The 23728-nt window shown below is 60.4% G+C and carries 21 protein-coding genes and 1 riboswitch; of the genes, 8 read left to right on the top strand and 13 right to left on the bottom strand.

Features of this window, described 5'->3' with window-relative positions:
• Position 1 precedes the first annotated feature (1 nt).
• Both AGR7B_RS15700 and alr read right to left on the bottom strand, forming a co-directional pair.
• On the bottom strand, positions 2-1258 hold the full coding sequence (locus AGR7B_RS15700) for a D-amino acid dehydrogenase (RefSeq protein WP_080857265.1): 1257 nt from the start codon (positions 1256-1258) through the stop codon (positions 2-4).
• 7 nt (positions 1259-1265) lie between these two features.
• A complete protein-coding gene (gene alr, locus AGR7B_RS15695) occupies positions 1266-2432 on the bottom strand; it encodes an alanine racemase (RefSeq protein ID WP_080857264.1) in 1167 nt (388 codons plus the stop codon).
• Positions 2433-2559: 127 nt separating this feature from the next.
• Here alr and AGR7B_RS15690 point away from each other — a divergent pair, with 127 nt between their 5' ends.
• Positions 2560-3018 (top strand): Lrp/AsnC family transcriptional regulator, encoded by a 459-nt coding sequence (locus AGR7B_RS15690; protein ID WP_003500727.1) that lies wholly within the window; start codon positions 2560-2562, stop codon positions 3016-3018.
• Between the two features lie 214 nt (positions 3019-3232).
• Here AGR7B_RS15690 and thiD read toward each other — a convergent pair whose 3' ends face one another.
• From thiD to AGR7B_RS15665, 5 genes are read right to left on the bottom strand one after another with little or no spacing between them, the layout of a single operon-like run.
• On the bottom strand, positions 3233-4030 hold the full coding sequence (gene thiD, locus AGR7B_RS15685) for a bifunctional hydroxymethylpyrimidine kinase/phosphomethylpyrimidine kinase (protein WP_078052556.1): 798 nt from the start codon (positions 4028-4030) through the stop codon (positions 3233-3235).
• Positions 4027-4689 carry a thiamine phosphate synthase gene (gene thiE, locus AGR7B_RS15680; RefSeq protein WP_078052557.1) on the bottom strand — a complete coding sequence of 221 codons (663 nt, stop codon included), beginning with the start codon at positions 4687-4689 and terminating at the stop codon, positions 4027-4029. Before thiE ends, thiD begins: the two co-directional genes overlap by 4 nt.
• Positions 4676-5416, bottom strand: a complete 741-nt coding sequence (locus AGR7B_RS15675; RefSeq protein WP_080857263.1) for a hydroxyethylthiazole kinase — start codon at positions 5414-5416, stop codon at positions 4676-4678. Before AGR7B_RS15675 ends, thiE begins: the two co-directional genes overlap by 14 nt.
• The gene (locus AGR7B_RS15670) at positions 5413-6363 is read right to left on the bottom strand and encodes an ABC transporter substrate-binding protein (RefSeq protein WP_161987809.1); all 951 of its coding nucleotides are present in this window, start codon (positions 6361-6363) and stop codon (positions 5413-5415) included. The genes AGR7B_RS15675 and AGR7B_RS15670 overlap by 4 nt, the downstream gene beginning before the upstream one ends.
• Positions 6360-7145 (bottom strand): ABC transporter permease, encoded by a 786-nt coding sequence (locus AGR7B_RS15665; RefSeq protein ID WP_065655614.1) that lies wholly within the window; start codon positions 7143-7145, stop codon positions 6360-6362. Before AGR7B_RS15665 ends, AGR7B_RS15670 begins: the two co-directional genes overlap by 4 nt.
• Before the next feature lie 124 nt (positions 7146-7269).
• A riboswitch (TPP riboswitch) is annotated at positions 7270-7372 on the bottom strand.
• 219 nt (positions 7373-7591) lie between these two features.
• Between AGR7B_RS15665 and AGR7B_RS15660 the strand changes: the two genes are divergently transcribed.
• Entirely contained in the window at positions 7592-8881 is a 1290-nt protein-coding gene (locus AGR7B_RS15660; RefSeq protein ID WP_080857262.1) for a pilus assembly protein TadG-related protein, read from the top strand.
• Between the two features lie 25 nt (positions 8882-8906).
• On the opposite strand, the gene AGR7B_RS15655 is transcribed toward AGR7B_RS15660, so the two are convergent.
• From AGR7B_RS15655 to AGR7B_RS15630, 6 genes are all read right to left on the bottom strand, one after another.
• Positions 8907-10901, bottom strand: a complete 1995-nt coding sequence (locus AGR7B_RS15655; RefSeq protein ID WP_080857261.1) for an alpha-glucosidase — start codon at positions 10899-10901, stop codon at positions 8907-8909.
• Positions 10902-10913: 12 nt separating this feature from the next.
• Positions 10914-11768, bottom strand: a complete 855-nt coding sequence (locus AGR7B_RS15650; protein WP_065655617.1) for a carbohydrate ABC transporter permease — start codon at positions 11766-11768, stop codon at positions 10914-10916.
• A gap of 4 nt (positions 11769-11772) precedes the next feature.
• The gene (locus AGR7B_RS15645; RefSeq protein WP_065655618.1) at positions 11773-12684 is read right to left on the bottom strand and encodes a carbohydrate ABC transporter permease; all 912 of its coding nucleotides are present in this window, start codon (positions 12682-12684) and stop codon (positions 11773-11775) included.
• Positions 12685-12857: 173 nt separating this feature from the next.
• A complete protein-coding gene (locus tag AGR7B_RS15640) occupies positions 12858-14108 on the bottom strand; it encodes an ABC transporter substrate-binding protein (RefSeq protein WP_078052562.1) in 1251 nt (416 codons plus the stop codon).
• 52 nt (positions 14109-14160) lie between these two features.
• Complete coding sequence (locus AGR7B_RS15635) at positions 14161-15237, bottom strand: ABC transporter ATP-binding protein (RefSeq protein ID WP_080857259.1); 1077 nt, start codon at positions 15235-15237, stop codon at positions 14161-14163.
• 335 nt (positions 15238-15572) lie between these two features.
• Complete coding sequence (locus AGR7B_RS15630) at positions 15573-16277, bottom strand: GntR family transcriptional regulator (protein ID WP_080857258.1); 705 nt, start codon at positions 16275-16277, stop codon at positions 15573-15575.
• Between the two features lie 100 nt (positions 16278-16377).
• Between AGR7B_RS15630 and AGR7B_RS15625 the strand changes: the two genes are divergently transcribed.
• The 6 genes from AGR7B_RS15625 to AGR7B_RS15605 all read left to right on the top strand — a co-directional run bounded on the left by AGR7B_RS15625 (position 16378) and on the right by AGR7B_RS15605 (position 23698).
• Complete coding sequence (locus AGR7B_RS15625; RefSeq protein ID WP_080857257.1) at positions 16378-17535, top strand: LLM class flavin-dependent oxidoreductase; 1158 nt, start codon at positions 16378-16380, stop codon at positions 17533-17535.
• Positions 17535-18428, top strand: coding sequence for an aldo/keto reductase (locus AGR7B_RS15620; protein WP_080857256.1), 894 nt, complete (start codon positions 17535-17537; stop codon positions 18426-18428). Before AGR7B_RS15625 ends, AGR7B_RS15620 begins: the two co-directional genes overlap by 1 nt.
• Positions 18428-18952 (top strand): NADH-dependent FMN reductase SmoA, encoded by a 525-nt coding sequence (smoA, locus tag AGR7B_RS15615; RefSeq protein WP_003519878.1) that lies wholly within the window; start codon positions 18428-18430, stop codon positions 18950-18952. The genes AGR7B_RS15620 and smoA overlap by 1 nt, the downstream gene beginning before the upstream one ends.
• Before the next feature lie 236 nt (positions 18953-19188).
• The gene (locus AGR7B_RS26195) at positions 19189-21492 is read left to right on the top strand and encodes an autotransporter-associated beta strand repeat-containing protein (protein WP_245317720.1); all 2304 of its coding nucleotides are present in this window, start codon (positions 19189-19191) and stop codon (positions 21490-21492) included.
• Positions 21493-21566: 74 nt separating this feature from the next.
• Positions 21567-23123: an autotransporter family protein gene (locus AGR7B_RS26190; protein WP_245317719.1), complete on the top strand. Its 1557-nt coding sequence runs from the start codon at positions 21567-21569 to the stop codon at positions 23121-23123.
• On the top strand, positions 23123-23698 hold the full coding sequence (locus AGR7B_RS15605) for an invasion associated locus B family protein (RefSeq protein WP_078052567.1): 576 nt from the start codon (positions 23123-23125) through the stop codon (positions 23696-23698). Before AGR7B_RS26190 ends, AGR7B_RS15605 begins: the two co-directional genes overlap by 1 nt.
• Positions 23699-23728: the final 30 nt, after the last annotated feature.

Below are 23728 nucleotides of genomic sequence, written 5' to 3'. Positions count from 1 at the left end.
GTCAGGCGGCATAACGGCTGATCGCCAGATCGTGCGTGTCGATCTCCGGCTTGTTGCCGCTGATGAGATCGGCAAGCACCCGGGCGGAGCCGCAGGACATGGTCCAGCCAAGCGTGCCGTGGCCGGTATTGAGATAAAGATTACTGTAGCGGGTGGCGCCGATGACAGGCGTGCCGTCCGGCGTCATCGGACGCAGGCCGCACCAGAATTTCGCCTGGGTCTGGTCGCCCGCGCCGCCGAACAGGTCTTCCACCGAGTGGGCCAGCGTTTCCTGCCGGGCCGCTGGCAAATCCTTGCTGAAACCGGCGATTTCCGCCATGCCGCCGGCGCGGATGCGTGAGCCGAGGCGGGTAATCGCCACCTTGAACGTCTCGTCCATGACCGTGGAAACGGGCGCGCGCTCCTCATTTACGATCGGAACTGTGATGGAGTAACCCTTGACCGGGTAAACCGGCAGGGTAAGGCCAAGCTGGCGCACGAACTGCGGCGAATAGCTGCCCAGTGCCGCCACGAAAATATCGGCCTCCACCAGCGCACGGGTGGTCTCCACAGCCTTGACGCGCCCTGCCTCGACGATGGGGCGCATGATGCCGGTATCGTAAAGGAAGGTAACGCCCGCCGCTTCGGCCATGCGGGCAAGTTCTGTCGTGAACATGAAGCAATCGCCGGTCTCGTCGCCGGGCAGGCGCAGGCCGCCGACGATCTTCTCCTTCGAAGGGGAAAGACCGGGTTCGATGGCGGCGCAGCCGTCGCGGTCGAGAATCTCGAAAGGCACGCCGCCCGCCGTCAGAACGTCGACATCCTTGCCGATGGCGTCGAACTGCTTCTGGGTGCGGAACACCTCCAGCGTGCCCTGCATGCGCTGGTCATATTCGATGCCGGTCTCTTCGCGCAGCGCCATCAGACAATCGCGGCTATATTCGGCAACGCGCACCATGCGGCTCTTGTTGATGGCGTAACGCGCCGAGGTGCAGTTGCGCAGCATCTGGCTCATCCAGCGCCATGCGGCCGGATCGGCGGTCGGGCGGATGATGAGAGGCGCGTGTTTCATGAACAGCCACTTCATCGCCTTCACCGGAATGCCGGGGGCAGCCCATGGCGAAGAATAGCCGGGGGATACTTCGCCGGCATTGGCGAAGCTGGTTTCGAGCGCTGCGGCCGGCTGGCGGTCGATCACCGTCACCTTGTGTCCGGCTTTGGCCAGATACCAGGCGGATGTCACGCCGACGACGCCGGCTCCAAGGATAGTGACGTTCATGATCGTCTCACTTGTGATTGACTGATGTTGAAGCGGCTGCCGGGGTTTCTCCCGGCTGAATATAAAGGCGTCGATAGCGGCGTCCGAGGCCGGTCAGGATTTCATAGGCGATCGTGCCCGCATCCTCGGCGATGTCTTCCAGCGTCTGGTCCGGACCGATCATCTGCACAAGGCCGCCCTGGGTCAATGTTCCCTCGGGCAGGGCGGATATGTCGAGAATGATGCTGTCCATGGAAACGCGTCCCGCAATCGGCAGTCGCACGCCGTTATACCACGCCGCGCCACTATTGCTGAGCGAACGTGGCAGGCCGTCAGCGTAACCGGCGGCGATGGTTGCCAGACGTGTCGGCCCGGCCGCTTCGAAGGAGCCACCGTAACCGACCAGCGAACCGGCGGGAACGGTGCGGGTCTGGATGACGGCGAGATCGAGGCGAACGACCGGCTTCATCGGGTTGGGGCGTGTAACGGACGGCGCGCCGCCATAAAGCGCGATGCCGGGCCGCAGCAGGTGGTTGTGGTAATCATTGCCCAGAAAGATGCCGCCGGAATTCGAAAAGCAGACGGGCGCTGCAGGAAAGGCAATGGCGGCTCTGCGCATCACCGCAAGCTGCGCGGCATTGGAGGCATGCTCCGGTTCGTCGGCGCAGGCGAGGTGGCTCATGACGAAGGCGATGTCGGTACCATCCAGCAATTGCGGCCGGGAGGCTAGGATTTCAAGCTCTTCGGGAGAGAGGCCGAGACGGCACATGCCGGTATCGATCTGTACCGCGGCGGTGAGCGTCTTGCCAAGCTTTTTGGCGTGGGCCGACCATTGGGCGATCTGCTCCAGCGAATTCAGGACCGGGGTGATGGCCATAGCGGCGCAAGAGGTCTCATTGCCGGGCTGAAGACCGTTAAGGACGAAAATCCGCGCTTCTGCCGAAAGCCGCAGTCGCAACGCCAGCGCTTCATCGATATGGGCGACGAAGAAATTGCGGCAGCCCGCCTCCAACAGAACCTGCGAGACGATATCCGCGCCGAGACCATATGCATCGGCCTTGACGACCGCTGCCGTCTGCGATGCGGGCGCCATGGCCGCAAGGGTCAGATAATTGTCGCGCAATGCGCCGAGATCGATGGTCAGATGACCGCTTGCACCACCGGCGGCCTGCTGGCGGCTGATCTGCATGTCCATGGTCGTTCACCCTCATTTTTATCCCATGAGGGTATTGCAACGATTGTCGAATTTCTTGGCGATTGTTCGAAGAAAATGCGATAGAATTCACAATGGCGCAATTTTCTTTTGCTGATTGGAATCTTCTATGTCGTCACTCGATGCGACCGACCGCCACATCATTCGCCTGCTTCGGCTCAATGCCCGCATCAGCAATGCGAAACTGGCGGCCGAAGTCGGGCTTTCCGCATCCGCTTGTCTGCGCCGGGTCGATATTCTCGAGCGGGAAGGGATTATCCGCGGATATACGGCGCTGACCAGCGGCCTTGCCGGCGGCGAGGTGATTTCGGTTATCGTCCAGATCACGCTCGACCGCCAGACGGAGGATTTTCTCAACCGTTTCGAAAATGCGGTGCGGCGCTATCCGGAAATCCGCGAATGTTATCTGATGACGGGCGGTTCGGATTATTTCCTGCGCTGCGAGGCGGAAAGTGCTGGGGATTTCGAGCGAATTCATAAGGAGATCCTGTCGAAGCTGCCCGGGGTTTCGCGCATTCATTCGAGTTTTGCGATCCGGAATGTGTTAGCGACGCCGAAGGCGCGGTAGCGTCGGAGCTCGCGGCCACCCCCCTCTGTCCTGCCGGACATCTCCCCCTCAAGGGGGGAGATCGACAAGTGGCTTGCCCACCACATTCAGCAACGTCACTTTATTGATAAGATGGCTGCGAGGGGACGAGCGGGCGCTCCATCCAATATCCCCCCTTGAGGGGGGGATGTCCGGCAGGACAGAGGGGGTAAGCCCCACGCTCCGCCCCTTCAAGTCACCCCCACCACCGATAAAAATGATGCACCGGCCCCCGCCCATGCCCAACAGCAAGACCTCGCCCGGCATCGAGCGCCCCATTCAGATAATCCTTCGCAAGCCCCACCGCCTCCCGCAACTCACGACCCTGTGCAAGATGAGCCGTAATCGCCGCCGCCAGCGTGCAGCCGGTGCCGTGGTCGTTCTTCGTCTCCACCCGTGCCGCGGAAAGCGCCTGCATGGCGCCATCCGCAAACAGATAATCCGTGCTCTCCGGCCCATCGCCATGGCCGCCCTTGACGAGCACGGCTTTTGCGCCCGCCTTCAGGATCGCCTCGGCCTGGCGAGCGATCTCCGTCTCCGTTTTCGCCATCGAAGACCCGGTCAGCAGCGCCGCTTCCGGCAGGTTCGGCGTAACGATGGTCGCGAGCGGCAGCAAGTCGCGCCGCAATGTCTCGATGGCGTCTTCATGCAGCAGCCTGTCACCGGAGGTCGCTACCATGACCGGGTCCAGCACCACCGGCTGCGATTGCCGCCGAAGCCGTTCCGCGATGGCGGCGATGGTTTCGATCCGCGAGACCATGCCGATCTTCACCGCATTGACAGCGAGATCGGAGAATACCGCATCCATTTGCGCGATAATGGTGGCGACCGAAATATCCTCAACCGCCGTCACACCCTTGGTGTTCTGGGCGGTGATGGCGGTGATGACGCTGGCGGCATAGGCGCCGAGCGCGGAGAAGGTCTTGATATCCGCCTGAATACCCGCGCCGCCGCCGCTGTCGGAGCCGGCAATGGTCAATGCAATGGCTGTCATGGCTGTCTCGCTTTCAGCGCGGCGTCAATCTTGGAGCGGAAGTCCTTAGTCGCACTGGCAATATCGCCCGCGCGGAAAATGGCGGAAATGACCGCGACACCATCCGCACCGGCGGCAATGACGGGTGGCACGCGGACAAGATCGATGCCGGCGATAGCGCCGACCGGCATATCCGGTTTCCACTCCTTCAGAAGGGCGCGCAGCGTGGTAAAACCGTCGATACCGACCGGCTTGTCCGGATTGATCTTGGAAACGGTTTCGAACACGCCACCAATACAGGCATAGTCGGCGGGCATGGAAGCTGCCCGTTCGGCATCGGACCGGTTCTTGACGGTAAGGCCGATGATCGCCTTTTCGCCGAGAATGCGCCTTGCGGTTTTGGCGTCCATGTCATCGACGCCGAGATGCACGCCATCCGCGCCCGAGGCGAGGGCCACATCCACCCGGTCGTTGATGACCAGCGGCACGCCTGTGCCGGCGATAGCCTCGTGAATGGCGCGGGCGTTTTCGATCATCTCGCGCGTCGAGCCGTGCTTGTCGCGATATTGCAGAATGGTCGCGCCATTCAGCGCAGCGGCGAGAGCAAGCTCCGGCAGCGGCGCGACATCGCCAAGGCTCGCATCGACCAGCGCGTTGAGGCGGTAATCAACCTTGTTCATGCTCTATCCTTGCGTGATTTGTGATGTCTTCACCGGAAATTTCGGAAAGCGCATCCAAAAATGCCGGTTCGAAGCTGCCGGGGCCTCTGGCGTGCTTGGCCGCAAGTTCGGCGGAAACGCCGGTGACGGCAAGGGCGGAGGCCGCCGCCGTCAGCGCGTCTTTTTCGACAGCCATGAAGGCGGCGATGACGCCGCCCGAAAGGCACCCCGTTCCCGTCACCTTCGCCATCCACGGATGACCGTTGACGATCCTGACGCTGCGGGTGGCATCGCGCAGATGATCGACCGGCCCGGTCTCAATCCGCACAGCATCCGGCACATCGCCGATCAGGCTCATTTCGGCGCGGTTGCCGCGTACGACGGTGGGGGAAAGTGCAATCAGTTCGCGCGCGAATTCCAGCCGCGACGGGGAATAATCGCAATGCACGGGGTCGACGATCCATGGCTTGCCGGATGCATTGGCGATTTTGATCGCCAGCCGGATGACCTTTCGCCGCTCGGCGTCCAGCGTGCCGAGATTGACGGTCAGCGCATCCGCCTTGGTGACAAAACTCTCGATTTCCTCGAGCGAGGTGGTCATGGAGGGGATGCCGCCGACCACGGTGATGCCGTCTGCGGTGAATTTCTGCACCACCGTGTTCATCAGGCAATGCACGCGCGGGCGCGTCTGCCGCACGCGCTCCAGAATCTCGGCGGCCTTTGCCGCTGTCGGAAAAGTCGTCGTCATGGCTGCTGCAGCTCCACGGCGATGTCGTCCGCCGCCGGCGCCTGCTTGATCAGTTGCATTTCCTGCATGAAAGCGCCGAAACGGGCGTAGCGCGCGCGGTCGAGCGCGGCTGGGCGTTTGGCGAAACGCGGCAGCGTGTCGAAGAAGGCCTGCTTGTTCAGCGCATCGTCAAGGTTCGGATAGGCCTTGATGAAAAGCTGCCAGGATTCCTGCGGATGGTTGGTAATGAAGATCGCGGCCTGTTCAACGGCGGAGAGGAAACGCGGCAGGCGGTTGTCTTTTGCGAGATCGCGGTGCGTGACGAAGATCAGCTCGTCATAGGCCGGCACGCCGTGTTCCTCCGGGAAGAAAGAGCGGCCTTCATGTCCCTCGAGCTTCATCTGCGTCAGCTCGAAATTGCGGAAGCCGCCAAGCGTGGCGTCCACCTTGCCGGCGATCAGCGACGGCGAGAGCGAGAAGTTGACGTTGATGAGTTCGACATCATCCTTCGTCAGGCCGTCCTTTTCCAGCATGCGCTTCAGCATGGCATCCTCGAAGCCGGAAACGGAAAAGCCGACCTTCTTGCCCTTCAGGTCCTTCAGGCTCTTGATCGGCCCATCGGCCAGAACGGTGACGGTGTTGAGCGGGGTTTCGACCAGCGTGCCGAAACGCACGAGCGGCAGGCCGGCATCGTGATCGAGATAGAGGTTCGGCTGGTAGTGCACGCCTATATCGGCCTGTTTGGCCGAGACGAGACGCGGCACGGCGGAGGGGTCTGCGGGCGGAACCAGTTCCACCTCTAGCCCCGCATCGGCAAACAGGCCGCGTTCCCTGGCGATCACCATCGGCGCATGATCGGGGTTCACGAACCATTCGAGCAACACGGTCAGCTTGTCTGCCGCATGCGATTGCATGGGTGAAAGCACGCTTGCTGCCGCGACGACGAGGGAAAGAAGAGTTCGTTTCATGGTGCCGAAAGTCTCCGTAAAGATCTGAAAGGAATGGTGTGTTCTGTTTCCTTGGCCCAGGGGGCCAGATTGGCGGTCGCCCGGTCGACAATGAGCCGCAGCAGCACCGCCATGATGGCGAGAATGGCCATGGCGGCGAACATGGTGTCGGTCTGCATGCGGGCATTGGACTGGATCATCACGAACCCAAGCCCCGCCGAAGCGCCCACCCATTCGCCGATGACGGCGCCGAGCGGGGCAAGCGGCGCCGCGACCCTCAAGCCCGAAATCAACGATGGCAATGCCAGCGGCACGCGCAACCGGGTGAGGATCTGCCAGTGGCTCGCCTCAGTCAGCGAGGCGGCGTCGAGGATGGCGCGATCGGTGCGGTTGAGGCCATCCGTGAAAGCGGAGGCAACGGGGAAGAAGATGATGATCGCCGTCATCACTACTTTCGAAGCCATGCCGAAACCGAACCAGAGGACGAGGATGGGGGCGAGCACGAAGACCGGAAAGGCCTGCAACACCAGAACCATGGGCCAGACGAGGCGGCCGAGGCGCGGGATGGCGGCAATGGTGAAAGCGACGAGAATACCGGCGGTGATGCCCGCCGCAAGCCCGAGCGCCATTTCACCGAGCGTTATCAGCGCCTGCCCGAACAGGAAGCCCGGCTGGCGCCAGAAAGCGCCGGCAACATCGGCGGGCGATGGCAGGATGTAGCGGGGCGGTGAAAACAGCCACGTTCCCGCCTGCCAGAAAACCAGCAGAAGACCGACACCGTTCAGCGCATGGGTGGCACGCATGAGCCGGACCTCAGACGCAGACGCACCGTGTGCGAAGGGCGGAAGGGTTCAGCATCATCATTCGTCTCCAGATATGACAATCTCGGAGATCAGGCAAAGCGGAGAAGAGAAAGGGCAGCGCCTCCTGGCGCGGCAGTTCCGTTCCTACGCCGGCATGACCCGGATCAGGTTCAAGGGTCCGGCTCATCGCCATCTCAGCACCGTTCGGTGCTCCCCTCGGAAGAGTTTGTTTTTTAGGTCAAGTTTCATAAATGTCAACGTCCCGCCGGCGATCCGTCGTCAGGCGTGATCGTGAATGCCTGAACGGGCCTGCGCTGGTGCGCATCTCCCATTGGCGTATTAGTTATTAAGGAAATTAGATTTATCGAAAATTAGTTATCTCTTGAAACTGCCTTTCAATATTGTTCGGCTAATTTTCGCTCCGGGGAAAAGTTCCGGGGGCGAATTTGAAGAACATCTGGCAGGATAAATCGGGAAATTTCGGCATTCTCAGCGCCCTGTTGATGGTGCCGCTGATTGGGGCGGCCGGCGTGGCACTCGATGTGACGCATGGCATGGCCGTCAAATCGGACCTGCAGATGGCGGCGGATGCCGCGGCGCTTGCTGTGGTTGCCGATACGTCGGCGAGCGTTCAGAAGGCAAAGGAAATGTCGGGCGACGGTGTCATTTCGCTTGGCAGCAGCGAAGCCTCCGCATTCTTTGAAAGCAATGAGCGGGCCAATCCCGATTATAAACTCCTGTCTCTTGATGTGTCGGTGATCAAACACGGTAACGCCATCGAATCCTCGGTCAGCTTCAAGGCATCCGTCGGCACCACGCTTTCACGGATACTCGGAGAGGATCTCATCACCATTTCGGGCAAGGCGACGGCCAAATACGAGACGGAAACATTCAGCGACTTCTATGTCCTTCTGGATAACACCCCCTCGATGGGGGTTGGCGCGACGCCAACCGACGTTGCTAAGATGGTTGCGAATACGAGCGACAAATGTGCTTTCGCCTGTCACATCGTGAAAGACGGGGTGGTGGATAAGAACAGCTATTACTACAAAGCCAAAAGCCTCGGGGTCACAACGCGCATCAATGTGGTGGCGCAGGCCACGGCAAGCCTGATGGATACGGCGAAGTCCATGCGCAAAAGCAGCAATCAATATCGTATGGCGGTTTACTCCTTCGGAGAGAAAGCGGAAGATACGAAGCTGCTCGAAGTCGTGTCGTTGACATCTGATCTGGCGACCGCGAAGAAGAAAGCCGCGGAAGTCGACCTGATGTCGATCCCCAAGCAGGGTTTCAACAACGACCAGCAGACCGATTTTGACCGGGCACTGACCCAGATTGGAGACAGGATCGGCTCTTCGGGCACCGGTGCGAGTTCGGCGAGCCCGGAAAAGATCGTCTTCTTCGTGTCAGACGGCGTCGGCGACAGCTACAAGCCATCCTCCTGTACCAAAAAAACGACCAGCGGCCGCTGTCAGGAGCCGATCGATATCAAATATTGCACGAAGCTGAAGGAAAAAGGCTTCCGCATCGCCGTGCTTTATACCACCTATCTGCCGCTGCCGACCAATGGCTGGTACAATAGCTGGATCGCGCCATTTCAGCCGGAAATCGGTGCACGCATGCAGCAATGCGCTTCGCCGGGCCTGTTCTTCGAGGTCAGCCCGTCACAGGGCATAAGCGAGGCGATGACCGCCCTTTTCAAAAAGGCCATCACATCACCCCGCCTGACGGGGTGATGGCAGGGGCGAACTCGGCTATCGTTCAGTTGATGGTGCGAAGCTGTTCAAACAGCGGCCGATGGCTGCTATCTGCACGATAAAACACCGCCGGCTCGCCCAGCGGCGCTTCGACGGTGACGTCCTGTCCGCCGGGATACTGCGCGCCGCTCCACAGGTGCACCCATTCACCGTCGCCCGGAAGATAGAGCGAGCGTTGCGTTTCGCCCGCTTTCCAGACCGGTGCGACGAGCATGTCCGCCCCGTAGAGATAGCAGTCCTGAATGGTATAGGTCCGCCGGTCATTCTCGTAGTGAAGAAAGAGCGGACGCTGCACCGGCAGTCCCGTCCTGGCCGCTTCCGCCGAGAGCGATTTCAGATAGGGGGCCAGCGCGACATAGATGGATGTCATGCGGGCGAAATGGGCAAGAACCACCTCATCCTGATCGATCTGGAGATTGTCGCGCGGCCGGTTGCCCTCATGGGTACGCATGACCGGCGTGAAGGCGGCCATTTCCGTCCAGCGCATGATGAGTTCTGCCGTTCTGACATTGCCGAACAGGCTGGTGTAACCGCCAATATCGGAATGGTGATAGGCATTGCCCATGAGGCCGGAGGAGAGCGCCCCGCAGATGACGGTGACCAGACCGTCGTGACGGGAGAAGTCGACAGACTGGTCGCCGCCCCAGATCAGCGGGCAATGGGCCTGCACACCGGTGAAGCCGGCGCGCATGAAGAACAGCGCTTCCCCGGTCTTGCCGCGACTTTCGACGGCCTTGGCGTTGACCTCGGCCCAGAGCGTTGGCCAGGCATTGTGCATCAGCTTGGCGTCGACGCCGTTGGAAAGGGTAATGTCGATCGGCAGATATTCGCCGAAATCGGCCATCCAGCCGGAGAGGCCGAAATCGAGCATGTTCTTGCCGATGATTTCCTCGGCGAACCAGTCGGCGGCGGCCGGATTGGTGAAATCGACCACGCCGCAATCGAACTCGCCGAAATCCACCAGCGCCGTCTTGCCCTCGGCGTCGGTGGCGAAATAGCCGGCTTTTTCAGCCACCGGGAACAGCGGGCCGTCGACGCAGAGATAGGGGTTCACATAACCCAGAAAGCGGATGCCCTGATCGGCAAGCTCGGCGATATTCTGGCGCAGATGCGGATAACGCGTGTCATTCGCCTGCCAGTCCCAGAAGAGGCGCGCGCCGAAGGATGTCTGGCGAAGACCCACCCAGTCTTCGCACCAGAGGCCGGACACCTTCGTTCCGGCAGCGCGGATTTTCTCCAGTCGCGCAAAGGAGTTGACGCCATCCTTTAACCCGATGATCGCACCGTTATAGACCCACTCCGGCAGTTCCGGCTGGCGTCCGAACCGCAGCGACAGGGCGGAAACGATATCGGTGAAATGATCGCCGGCGACGAATTCGATCTTTTCGGGGATGGCCCAGATTTCGATCTCGTGGAAATCGCCGTTGCGGAAATCGAACACCGAATAGGCGCTTGTTTCCACATGGAGGGCGTATCTGCGCGACGACAGGTAAGTCGGCTGCGGGTAGTTGGTATTGTAATAATCACCGCCCGCCTTGCCGCTGACATCGGACTTGAAGGTGATCTCGGTGGTCTTGTCGCGGCCGACCCCCGGCTCGGAGGTCCACAGCGGAAAGCGGCGACCGCGCATGTCGAAATAGGACATCTGCTCGCCGCCGCCCCAGACGTGCTCATCCGTTTCCGCAACGACGCGCAGCCATAGGCGGTTGACGGTGTCATCCAGCGCCGTTAGCCGCATCGCGCTGCAATCGAGCGTCAGGCGAAGGCGCGGTGCCTGTCCCGGCGCGGATGAGAGCGTGATGCTGTCGCCGCTGACCTCGGCATGGCGCAGTGCGGTTCGTTCGATCAGGTAGTCCTCGATATCGAAATTGCCGCGATACATATCCATCCTCTCCTTGCCGAAACCGGCGAAGAAGGCCGGGTTTTCGGATGAATGGGAAAGTATGGTGCGGTTGCCGATGGTGAGCGCAAAGCCGTCTTTGGTCTTTTCGAAATGCATGACTGTACCTGTTTAGCCCTTGAGACCGCCGGCGGTGAGGCCGGAGACAACCCGTTCCTGAAAGATGACGATCAGGATGGCGACCGGCACAATACCTACCACCAGCGCCGCCGAGATGACCGGCCAGGGGAATGCGAATTCACCCTGATAAAGCTGGATGCCAACGGGAAGCGTGCGGAGCGCCGGATTGGAATTGAAGGAAAGCGCCAGCAGGAACTCATCCCAGGCATTCACGAAGGCAAGGATGCCGGCGGTGAAAACGCCCGGCGCGCAGAGCGGCACGACGACCTTGAACAGCGCGCCGATGCGGGTGCAACCATCGATCATGGCGGCGTTTTCGAGATCGCGCGGGATGCTTTCGAAGAAGGAGACCAGCATCAGCGTGCAGACCGGCAGCGACAGCACCGTGTAGGGCAGGATCAGCGCCGTCCAACTGTTGAGCAGGTTCAAGGCGCGCATGATTTCGAACAGCGGCACCAGCAGCGTCACCAGCGGGAAGGTGGAGACGGCGATGATGAGCGAGAGGATCAGCGCGCGATATTTGAGGTTCAGCCGCGCCAGCGCGTAAGCGGCCAGCACCGATATCAGGATTGTGAGGGCGGTGGAAAGCAGCGCCACCATGAAGCTGTTGAACAGGAAGAGATGCAGCGGCTGGTCGGAAAAGGCCTGCATGTAATTGGCCAGGGTCGGCGCGTGCGGAAACCAGGTGATCGGCTTGACCGTCAGTTCTGCTTCGGTCTTCAGCGAGGTGAAGAGGATCCAGATCGCCGGAAACAGGCCGTTGACCAGAAGAATGGAGGCCGCGATGAAGCGCAGCGGCTTGCCGGAAAAGAAGGAGGACAGACCGGAATTCGCAACGATGCTCATGGGATCAGTCCTTCGTCCTGATAATGCGGAGATAAACGGCGGTGACGCACATGGAAAGCGCAAACATCATGACCGCCAGCGCTGAACCGTAACCGAGATCGAGGAAGGAGACGGTGTTCTGGTGGATATACATGGCAAGCGTTGTGGTGGATGTGCCGGGGCCGCCGCCGGTCATCATGTAAGGAATATCAAAGGTCTGCAGCGCTGTGATGGTGCGGAAGATGAGCGCGACGACAATCGAGGGCTTTAGAAGCGGCAGGGTGATTTCGAAGAATTGCCGGATTTTGCCGGCGCCATCCACATCCGCCGCCTCGTAGAGCGAACGCGGAATGGTCTGCAGGCCGGCAAGGATCATCAGCGCCATGAAGGAGGATGTCTTCCAGATGATCGTCAGGCAGATCGCCGCAAAGGCCCACTTCGGCGAATTGAACCAGATGATCCCTTCGAAGCCGAAACGGTTGAGAACATCATTGACCACGCCATATTCGTAATGGAAAAACCATGCGAAGATGAGGCCGGCAAAGGACAGCGGCAGCGCCCACGGGATCAGCAGCGAAAGCCGCATCGGCCATTGCATGGAAAAAGGCAGGTTGGCGAGCAGTGCGAGGCCAAGGCCCATGATGAGCGCGCCGGGAACGGTGATCAGCGTGATCAGCACTGTGTTCCAGGTCGTTTCCCAGAAGATCGGGTCGTCGAACATCGCCGTATAGTTTTCAAAGCCGATGAATTCCGCCGGCAGGCCCGACGTCAGCGAAAGGCTGAAAAACGAGGTGTAGACAAGCCGTGCCACCGGATAGACGATGATGAGCGACAGCAGGATCGCCGCCGGCGCCAAGAGAAGCACGGCCAGCGGCCGGTCGCCGAGATCGAGCCACCGCGTCCAGCGCGGCTGCGGTTTCTCGTCCACCCGAACCATGGTTCTTTCCGGCATTGTCACGTCTGCCACTCCCGCAACTGGATTCACGTCGTCGTCTCCCGAGCGGACCGGTTCTATCCGGCCCGTTTATCGCGCCCTTCAGGCGGCTTTATTCCTGTCAGTCGAAGCGGCCGGAAAGGGCATGGCAGGCATGCCGCTTTCCGGCCCATAGCTTAGCGCAGAACGCGCCGCAGACGGCTTTCCATCTGCTTTGCGCCATCCTCCGGCGTCATGACGCCGGCAAGCACGCCGTTGACGGTGGTGCGGATGGTTTCGCTGACCTCGTTGTAACGCGGCGTCACGGGGCGGGCCTTGGCAGTCTCGACGACGGGCAGGGCATCCGCGAACCACGGGATCGTCTTGGTTACCTCAGCATCCTTGTATAGTGCGGCATAGGTGGGCAGAAGCGCGGCGTTGATGGCCATGAACTTCGACACATCCTGACCGGAGAGATATTCCACCAGCTTCTTGGCTTCCTCCTGCTGCTTGGAATAGGCGGAAACGCCGAATTCCCAGCCGCCGAGGCAGGTCGTCTGCTCGCCGCCCTTGACGGCCGGCAGGCGGGCGACGCCAACCTTGTCGTTCACCTGCGATTCCTTGCCCTGGAAATGGGTCCAGGCATAGGACCAGTTGACCGCGAAGAGCACTTTACCTGCCTGGAATTCCTTGCGGGTGTCGTCGGTCGCCACTTCCGAAATGTTCTTTTTGGAAATGCCTTCGTCCACGAAGCTCTTCCACAGCTTCAGCGAATCCACTGCCGCCTTGTTGTCGAAATTCAGTTTGCCGTTTTCAACCAGCGACTTGCCCTCGCTCCAATAGGGCAGGAGGAAGGTGCAGACAGCGCCTTCGATCGCCTTGCCCTGGAAGGACAGGCCCTGAAGTTCGGGGTTCTTCTCGCCTTCCATCACCTTCTTGGAGGCTTCCTTCAGCTCGTCCCAGGTGGTTGGCGGCTTGATGCCGTATTTGTCGAGCAGGTCCTTGCGGTAATAAAGGAACATGGAATCGGCAAAGGCGGGCAGCGCCACGATCTTGCCGTCCACCGTGTTGGCTTCGGCATAGGTCGGCAGATAGGCCGACATGTCCTTGCCGGAGAAATCGCTTGTCCAGCCAGCCGTGGCGAATTGTGCGGGGCGGATGACGTCGAGCATCAGCACGTCAAGGCTCGAATCCTTGGCCGACATCACGGTGTTGAGATATTGCGCCTGCATTTCCGAGGTGTTGCCGCCGGTCTCGATGACCACCTTCACGCCGGGCGTCTTGGCCTCATATTGATCGAGCGCCTTCCGCCACACATCGGGCTGATGCTGGCTGGAAACGAAGATCTTCAGTTCGGCATCGGCAAAGGCCTGTCCCGAAAAGGCGAGCATGGTTGCGCAGAGCGCGGCACCCATGAGGGCTTTGCCCTTGATGGTTTTAAATGTCATGTGTTCCTCCCGTTATTAAACCTGTTGGCCGCAGCGTTTCCTCGCCCGGCGATCAGTGAATCGAGCGTTCCGTCGCGGCGTCGAAAAGATGGACCTTGGACGGATCGACGCCGATCTTCAGTTCCTCATTCGGCGCAGGCCGCAGATGCGGCGGCATGCGTGCGGTCAGCGCCGCATCGCCAAGGCTGAAATGGACGAGCGTGTCCGAGCCCAGCGGTTCTACTACCTGCACCTTGACCGCAAGCTGCGTGTCGAAGCCCTCGACGGGGCCGAAATGTTCCGGGCGAATGCCGACGATGACTTCGCGCCCTTCGAGACCCGTTTCGCGGGATGGCCGGATGGCTGCCATCGGCAGGGAATTGCCGTCGGAAAATGCCAGCCGGTCGCCGCTCACCTTTGCGCGGGCGAAGTTCATCGCCGGCGCGCCGACGAAGCCGCCGACGAAGACGCTTTCCGGACGGTTATAGACCTCGTCCGGCGTGCCGACCTGCTCGATATCGCCGCCGCGCAGGATGACGATACGGTCGGCCAGCGTCATGGCCTCCACCTGGTCATGGGTAACGTAGATGATCGTTGTGCCGAGCTGCTGGTGCAGCCGTTTGATTTCCGTGCGCACCTGTCCGCGCAGCTTGGCGTCGAGGTTGGAAAGCGGCTCGTCGAACAGAAACACCTGCGGGCGGCGCACGATGGCGCGGCCCATGGCCACGCGCTGGCGCTGGCCGCCGGAAAGCTGGCCGGGCCGACGGTCGAGGAGGTGCTCGATGCCGAGCATCTTCGCCGCTTCATCGATGCTGGCATTGGCCTGGGAGGCGCTGACACCACGCACCTTCAGGCTGAAACCCATGTTTTCGCGCACCGTCTTGTGCGGATAAAGCGCATAGTCCTGAAAGACCATGGCGATGTCACGCTCGCGCGGCGGCAGCCGGTTGACGACACGGTCGCCGATCTTCACTTCGCCGCCGGTAATGCTTTCAAGCCCGGCGACCATGCGCAGCGTCGTCGATTTGCCGCAGCCGGAAGGGCCGACGAACACGACGAATTCGCCATCGTTGATTTCAAGGTCTATGCCCTTGACGATGCGAAGCGCACCGTAACTTTTGTCCAGCTTGCGCAGGCTGACCGAAGCCATATTTTCCTCCTCACGACCGGCGCGTCCAGAATTCGGATGGACGCCATTGCCGGTATCAACCTTCAAGTTCCACGCATCGCATCGTCGAAAATCGATCCCGATTGTCTGGCGATATCGTGGGATGGCGAAACGCCTGTCTCCCTAAGGACGTGATATTACCTTTCAAAAAAAGGAAATCAATAGTGTATCAATTTTATTTCTGACAGAAATCAAAAACTATTAAGTCATTGATTTAAAGAAATATAGTCGCAAAACTGCCCGCAGGACAGGCCGCTGCTTGCTTGCCTCCCGTCAAATTTCTCCATTCACCTGGATCACGCGAATTTTGTGCAGTCTCAACGTATGCGAGAAACGTATCGGGCAACGGTATGATCGAACCAGGTCCATGAAACTTCGGCCACCGCCCCGTCCTGCGCTTGGCTCAGACGCAACACCCGCGGCACCAGCGCGCCTGATTTCTGACCGAAGACCTCGGGTGTCCATTCGGGTACTTCGCCGAGATCGATGCGATCTTCCGCCTTCGATATCCAGAGGTTGAGGCGGGTGCGGTAATAGAGATAGAGGGATTCGGACATGTTCTCGATGGCGATGGTGTCGACGTAAGAACCGTCCAGCCAGATTTCTTCGATGGCCGCCGGTTTGCCGGCAATGCGCCGCAGGCGGCGAATCCTGTGTCCTTCGGTCGATGTGCCGAAGGCGGGCAGGTCGGCGGGCTTGGCAAGGCGGGCCACATCCAGAACCTCCGCCGTCGGCAGGCCGCCGCCCTCGATCAGTTCAAGCCGGAAGAAGGCGTAGACGCTTTGCGGATCGCTGACGGCGCGAATGTAATTGCCTGAGCCCTGCACGCGCTCCAGCAGGCCGCGCTCCTGCAATTCGGCGAGCGACTTGCGAAGCGTGCCAACGGCGATGCCGAGGCCCGCCGCCATATCGCGCTCCGGCGCGAGCTTCTCGCCATCGATTAACCGGCCCGCCGCCACTTCGCGCACCAGCATTTCCGCGATCTGCATATACATTGGCAGGCTGCCGCCAGTGTGTTTCATATGCCGTTTCCTCCCCCGAAACAAAAATTGATACATCATTGATTTACATATTTCTTGATGTTATGCAAGAAAAACGAGAGCGGCCCTGAGGAGGAATTGCATGACCGTCGTACCCGTTACATCCGCTGATCTCGATGCTGCCGAGGTCTCCTGGTTTTCCGCTTTGTGTTCCGATGACTACGCCTATCTTGGCGTGCCGGATGGCAGCCTGCGCTCCAGTTTTGAGCATTGTTCCGATATCGTCAAAAAGGCCGAAGAACTCGGTTTTCGCAACATTCTCTGCCCTTCATCCTATCAGGTCGGGCAGGATACGCTGAGCTTCGTCGCCGGCTGTGCGCCGATCAGCGACCGCATCAATTTTCTTGCTGCTATCCGCTGCGGCGAGATGCAGCCGATCATGCTGGCGCGCACGGTGGCGACGCTCGACCACATGCTGAAGGGCCGCCTGACGCTCAACGTCATCAGCTCGGATTTCCCTGGCGAAGTGGCCGATAGCGCGTTTCGCTACAAGCGCAGCCATGAGGTCGTTGAGATTCTGCGCCAGGCCTGGACGCGCGACACCATCGACCATGACGGGGAAATCTACCAGTTCAACGGCGTCTCCACCGAGCCGGCAAGACCCTACCAGCAGAATGGCGGACCGCTCCTTTATTTCGGTGGCTATTCGCCGGATGCGCTCGAACTCTGCGGCGCGCAATGCGACGTCTATCTGATGTGGCCGGAAACGAAGGACCAGCTTGCAGACCGCATGCGTGCCGCAAATGAGCGCGCCGCCGCCCATGGCCGCACGCTGGATTACGGCCTGCGTGTCCATATGGTGGTGCGCGATACCGAACAGGAAGCCCGCGAATATGCCGAGCATCTTGTCTCGAAGCTCGATGACGAATATGGGCAACTGATCCGCAACCGCGCGCATGACAGCGGCTCGCTCGGCGTATCGCATCAGGCGCGTGCCCGCGAACTCGCCGACAAGTTCGGTTATGTCGAACCCAATCTGTGGACCGGCATCGGCCGGGCGCGTTCGGGCTGCGGTGCGGCGCTGGTCGGTTCCACCGACAAGGTGCTTTCGGCGCTGGAAGAATACCAGAAGATGGGCATTCGCGCCTTCATCCTTTCCGGTTATCCGCATCTCGATGAGGCGGAGCACTTCGGCACCAAGGTTCTGCCGCAGATGAAAACCTGCTCCCTGCCGCATGCCTATGGCCGGGTGCCTTCTGAAACGCCGGCCACGCCGCTCGGCAACGGGGAACGCCACTGATGGAACGCATCGCTCTTTCCGACAAACTCGAACTCAGCCGCATCGTCTACGGCATGTGGCGCATCGGTGACGATGCCGATACCTCACCCGCCCACGTGCAGGCCAAGATCGAGGCTTGCCTCGCGCAGGGCATCACCACCATGGATCAGGCCGATATTTACGGCGGATACACGGCGGAAGCCATTCTGGGTGCCGGCCTGAAAGCCGCTCCGGGGCTGCGTGACAGAATAGAAATCGTCACCAAATGCGGCATTGTTGCACCCGCCGGACGTCACGCCGCCGCCCGCGTCAAGCACTACGATACAACGGCCCGCCACATCAACGCCTCGGTCGAGGCGTCGCTTCGCGACATGGGGACGGATCACGTTGATCTGCTGCTCATTCACCGTCCCGATCCTTTGATCGATGCGGAAGAAACCGGCAAGGCGCTCGATGCGCTGGTGGCATCCGGCAAGGTCAAGGCCGTCGGCGTCTCCAACTTCCGTCCGTGGGATTTCTCCCTGCTGCAATCGGCGATGAGCAACCGGCTCGTGACCAACCAGATCGAAATGAGCCTTCTTGCCACGGATTGCTTCACCAATGGCGATCTGGCCTTCCTGCAGGAAAAGCGCGTTTCTCCGATGGCATGGTCGCCGCTTGGCGGCGGCTCGTTGTTCTCCGGTGCTCATGGCGGCACCATGGCCGCCTTGCAGCGCATCGGCAAGGAACAGGGCGTGGATGCCACGGCAGTGGCGATCGCCTGGCTTCTGCGGCATCCGGCCAAAATCGTGCCTGTGCTCGGCACCAACAATATCGAGCGTATCAGAACGGCGGCCGATGCGCTCAACGTGACGATGGACCGCCAGACCTGGTTCGAACTCTACACCCTTGCGATTGGAAAAGAGGTGCCGTGATGACAGTGGCAGAGGCGATCAAAATGCCCAATGAGCATGTATTCGTTCCCGGCGGCGAAAACAGCCGCAGCTTCCGCAATGCGCTCGGCGCTTTCACGACAGGTGTGACGGTGGTGACCGCCACGACGCCGGAAGGGCCGATCGGCATGACGGTCAACAGCTTTGCGTCTGTGTCGCTCGATCCGCCGCTGGTGCTGTGGTCGCCGGCCAAAAGCTCGTCGCGTTATCAGGCCTTCAGCGGTGCAACCCATTTCGCCATCCACGTGCTGAGCGCCGATCAGGATGTGCTAAGCGCCCGCTTCACCCGCAATGGCCGCGCTTTCGACGATCTCGACTGGGAAATGAATGACGAGGGCGTTCCCGTCATTCCCGGCACGCTTGCCCGGTTCGAATGCCGTCAGGCAGCGTCCCACGATGCGGGCGACCACACCATCATCGTCGGCGAGGTGCTGCGCGCCGCCCATCGCGACGGGGACCCGCTGTGCTTTTCGGGCGGAGCCTTTGGAAGGTTTTCGCGGCAGTAACAGACGCTGCCGGTTTGCCTTCCGGCTTCCGGCGAGACAATGTTACTCCAGCCGCCTTCTGAAATATTTCACGGAGCGCGCCATCGCGCTCCGTTTATATTTATTCAGTCAGTAAAAACGACATTTTACGCTCTTCATACTGGAAAATATCTTCCAAACCGGCCTAGTTTACCTTTACGCGCGAACGGTGATTCGTCGGATCGAAGGCCGCCGTCTGTGCGGGTAAGGGAGAGTGAATGTCCGCTTGTTTCTGCCATGTCCTGGAAGGCGAAAGCCGTCCGATAGCGGGGACAGGTCAGGAGCCACGACGCAAAGTCGTCATTCTCGACGCAAAGGGTCTTCTTGTCCTGTTGCTTTCAATGGTCCCGGCACATGTCGCCGTGGCGGAAACGCTGCGCTGGACGGGGCCTGATGGAGGTGACTGGTTCACCGCCACGAATTGGGGGCCAACGCAGCGCGTGCCGAATGCGGACGATGACGCCATCGTCGATAGTTTGGGGCCGGCGATAACGATCGGCAACAGCGGAAGCATTGGCGGATTGTCGGTCGGCCTCGGCGCCGGTGGCAACGGTACGCTTGTGGTCCGTGGTTCACTGGATACGAAATCGTTCTACCTTGGTCTAACGGATGGGGTCTCCGGTACGGCAACTTTTTCCAGCGCGACCTGGAGTAACAGCAATCTTCTTTCCATCGGTGGTAACGGCACGGGAACTCTTGTTCTGTCGAATGGTACAAGGGCGGCGTCGGGCGACATCCACATAGGCGGATTCGGGACAGGAAACGGCTCCCTCACGCTTGATAATTCATCCAGCCTCTCCAGTTCCAATACTATTATTGTCGGTTACGGCAACGGGACTTCGCTTGCGACCGGCCTCACAGGCAGCCTCAAGGTTTTGGCAGGCAGCACGCTGAAAAGCGTGAACAGCGTCATCGGCGACGATGTGGGCTCCCATGGCGTCGCTATTGTCTCCGGCGCCGACAGCCGCTGGGTGACATCGGACGAGATGGTGATCGGCGAAGCCGGTGTCGGCACTCTGACGATTTCGGGCGGCGGTACTGTTATCAATCGGACGACTGTCATCGCCAGTCTGGATTCGGCGGGCGGAAGTGGAGTGAAGGTCAGCGGTCGTGGTTCGTTATTGCAAAGCGATGGGGGGCTGAAGATCGGCGATGGCGGAGCGGGGACGCTTCTGGTTGAGGCCGCCGGAAAGGTCAAAAGCGGCGACGCCGTTATCGGCTTCCAATCGGCCAGTTCGGCAACGGTGACCGGGGATAGTTCCAGCTGGTCGACCGACGATCTGGAGATTGGCAACGGAACGCTTAACATTACGGCGGGCGGTTCCGTAGACAGCGCCAGAGCGCGTCTCGCTTCCGCTGCCGGGGCAACCGGTGAGGCCGTCGTCGATGGTGAGCGTTCCCTGTGGTCCGTGAAGGATGACATGGTGGTAGGCGAGAACGGCGCGGGCTCCCTGGTTGTCACCGGCGGTGGCCGTGTCGATGCCGGATATGTCGTTCTCGGCGAAAATGCCGGCGCGACCGGCTCAATCCGCATCGCTGGTGATGGAAGCATCTTGCGGAGCAAAAGCGATTTAGCCGTCGGTCATTCGGGCAACGGCTCGGCGGCGATCGAGGCTGGAGGTGCGGTGTTTAGCGACGATGGATATGTTGGGGAGCGAAATGGTTCCAATTCGACCGTCGCCGTGGCCGGCGACGGATCCCGCTGGACGATGACCGGAGAGTTTTTCGTCGGCTATGACAAAGGAGCAACCGGAAACGCCACGGTCAGTGCTGGCGGCGGTATCCGGGCGGCGAATATCGTGCTTGGCAATATCGACGGCTCCTCCGGCACGCTGACCGTCACCGGCGCGGGCTCGACCGTTACAGCCGCTTCCGCTGCGCCCGGTTCCGGCGCGATTTATGTCGGCTTTGGCGGTTCCGGCAGCCTGACGGTGACGAATGGCGCGTCACTCGATGCACATAACCTTTATGTTGCCAGTAAAACCGGAGCGGACGGCACTGTTCTGGTAACCGGCGTCGGATCACGGGCCACGGTGGCCGGGGGTATGGTCATCGGCGGTTCCGGAACCGGGGCGCTGGAGGTGACAGGCGGCGCATCCATCGCCACGCCCACCATCATCATCGCCATGTCGGCGGGTTCGACGGGGGTTTTGAACATCGGGGCGGCGGCGGGTCAGACGGCGCGTTCGGCCGGTGCTGTCGATGCGCGGACCATAAGCTTTGGCGCCGGCAATGGCAGCATCGTCTTTAATCATTCCGAGACCGGCTATCTTCTAACCGCCGATATTTCGGGGACGGGCAGGGTGGTGGCAGAGGCCGGCGTCACAACACTTTCGGGCAATAACAGCTATTCCGGCGGCACCACAATTTCGAGTGGTACGCTGAGGGGCACGGCGGGAAGTTCGGCTCCGGCGGCATTGCCAATGATGCGCAGCTCGTTATCGATGGCGCGGGCACGCTATTCAATAGCATCAGCGGCACCGGCACCCTTAAAAAAACGGGAGATGGCAATCTCGTCCTGACCGGAAACAGCACCTATTCGGGCGTAACCGAGGTTTCCTCGGGCAAGCTAAGCGTCAACGGCTCACTCGCAAGCATGGTGACCGTCGGCAGCGGTGCGGTGCTTGGCGGTTCCGGCACCATCGGCGGCCTGACCGTTGCTTCCGGCGGCACGCTTTCGCCTGGCAATTCCATCGGCACGCTCACCTCCACGGGCGATGTGACATTCGCCAGCGGTTCGGCCTATGCCGTCGAAATCGACGCATCAGGCAGTTCCGACAGGCTTGATATCAATGGCGCTATTACCATCGGTAACAATGTCAGTCTCGTCGTCACACCGCTGTCGAGCCCTTCGGCCTATAGTCTCGGCACCCCATATGCGATCCTGACGGCAACCGGCGGCATTAGCGGCGCATTTTCCAGCGTGGACGAAAATTTCGCCTACCTGATCGTCGGCGTCACAAAAAGCGCCGATAACAGCAAAGCCTATCTCTCTTTCAACCGTGTATCGCCCGAACCCGGGCTTCTTGCCGCGGCGACTTTGACGGAAAACGCACGCAGCGCCGCGAGGGCTGTTGAGGCGAGCGGGGATGCCTCACCGCTTTATCAGACGGCGGTGTTTCTCCAGTCAGACGAAACCCAATCAGCCTTCTCACAGCTTGCCGGTGAACTGCATCCTTCACTTGCCATGGCATTGATAAATCGCAGTCAGTTGACCCGTGATGTCATTCTCAACCGGTTGCGCAGCGCGTTCAAGGGTATTGATGCGCGTCCGATCCTGCCTGCTGTCGAAAGGGCGGGGGCATCGGATCCGATGAATATCGATGAAGGCTCCCTCACTTTCTGGTCAAATGGTTTCGGGTCGCGCGGACATATCGATGGCGATGGCAACGGCTCGTCGGTCAGTATGAAGGGTGGCGGCGTCTTTTTTGGTCTCGATGGTGATTGGGGCGACGGTTGGCGCACCGGTGTTGCTGCCGGTTATGGCCGTGATGTCATCAGCCAGAAGTCTTTTTTGGCGTCAGCAGATGTGGACAGCTTTTATGCGGCTGCCTATGCGGGCGCGGCAATTGGCCCGGCCTCGCTGCGCTTTGGAGCTATTCACGCATTTCAGGACGTCGAAACCCGCCGGGCGGTGTCGTTTTCGACATTGCAGGAAAATCTGGCCGCTGGCTATGACGCCTCCACCACGCAAGTCTTTGCCGAGGCAGCCTGGCGTTTCGATTTTGATCTCGTCCAGTTCGAACCCTACGCCAATATCAGTTATGTGAATACGAAGACGGATGCCTTCGGCGAGAAGGGCGGCATGGCCGCCGTTTCTTCCGGCTCTGCCAGCCATGACCAGCTTTATTCAACGCTTGGTGCGCGTTTCAGCCGTGATATCGCATTTGAGGGTATGGCTGGGCAGGCGATGTTCGATATCGGCTGGCGTCATGCCTATGGCGATCCGGCGGTTGAGAACACCTTGTTCTACACGGGTGGCCAAGGCTTTTCTGTTACAAGTGCGGCGATGGCGCAGGATGCGGCGTTGATCAATCTGGGACTGCGCTACGACCTCAATCCCGCCGCCACTTTGACATTCCGTTATGGCGCTGTTTTCGGAGCAGGCATGCTGGATCAATCCGCCTCTGCCGAACTGGGAGTCCGTTTTTGATGAGGCGTTGTCAAAACTTGGTTGGGAAGACAGCCCTCGCTGCCTTCCTTTCCGCCAATGTTGCAGCGAGTGCGCTTGCGCAGGAGGCAGCGAAGGTTGCTGGGCTCATGCACGAGGTTTATGGAAGCTGGCAGCTCGCCTGCGCGGCGCCAGCGAAAAAGGACGAGGCCGACCCGAACGCTTCAGTGGCGGTGGAAAAGCCGGCCTGCGCCATAGCCCAGGTCCAGCTTGAGGAGAAAACCCGCAAGCTTGTCGTCTCGGTCGAATTCCGGATTGATGATCCGAAAATGCCTGACAAATTGTCCGGCACCATCGTCATGCCTTTCGGCCTTGCCGTCACAAAGTTGTTTTCGGTGAAATCCGGAACTGTGCGGCTGCAGGAAGTGCAGGTTAGCACCTGCCTGCCCGTCGGCTGCATCGTGTCCTTCACGCCCTTTGTCGAGCTTGTCTCGGCGCTTGAGGCGGGAAAGACATTAACGATCGAAGCCCCCGATCTGCAGGGCCGCACGGTGTCGTTCCAGTTGCAGGCGGCGGGTTTTTCCGAGGCGCTGAAGCGCCTCGGAAATCTGCGTTAGAGCGTTTCCAGTGAAAGTGGAAACGCTTTT

The organism is Agrobacterium deltaense RV3 (assembly GCF_900013505.1).
Taxonomy (GTDB): Bacteria; Pseudomonadota; Alphaproteobacteria; order Rhizobiales; family Rhizobiaceae; genus Agrobacterium; species Agrobacterium leguminum.
Note: the sequence above shows the minus strand (reverse complement) of the source record. Positions and strands in the feature narration are given on the sequence as shown.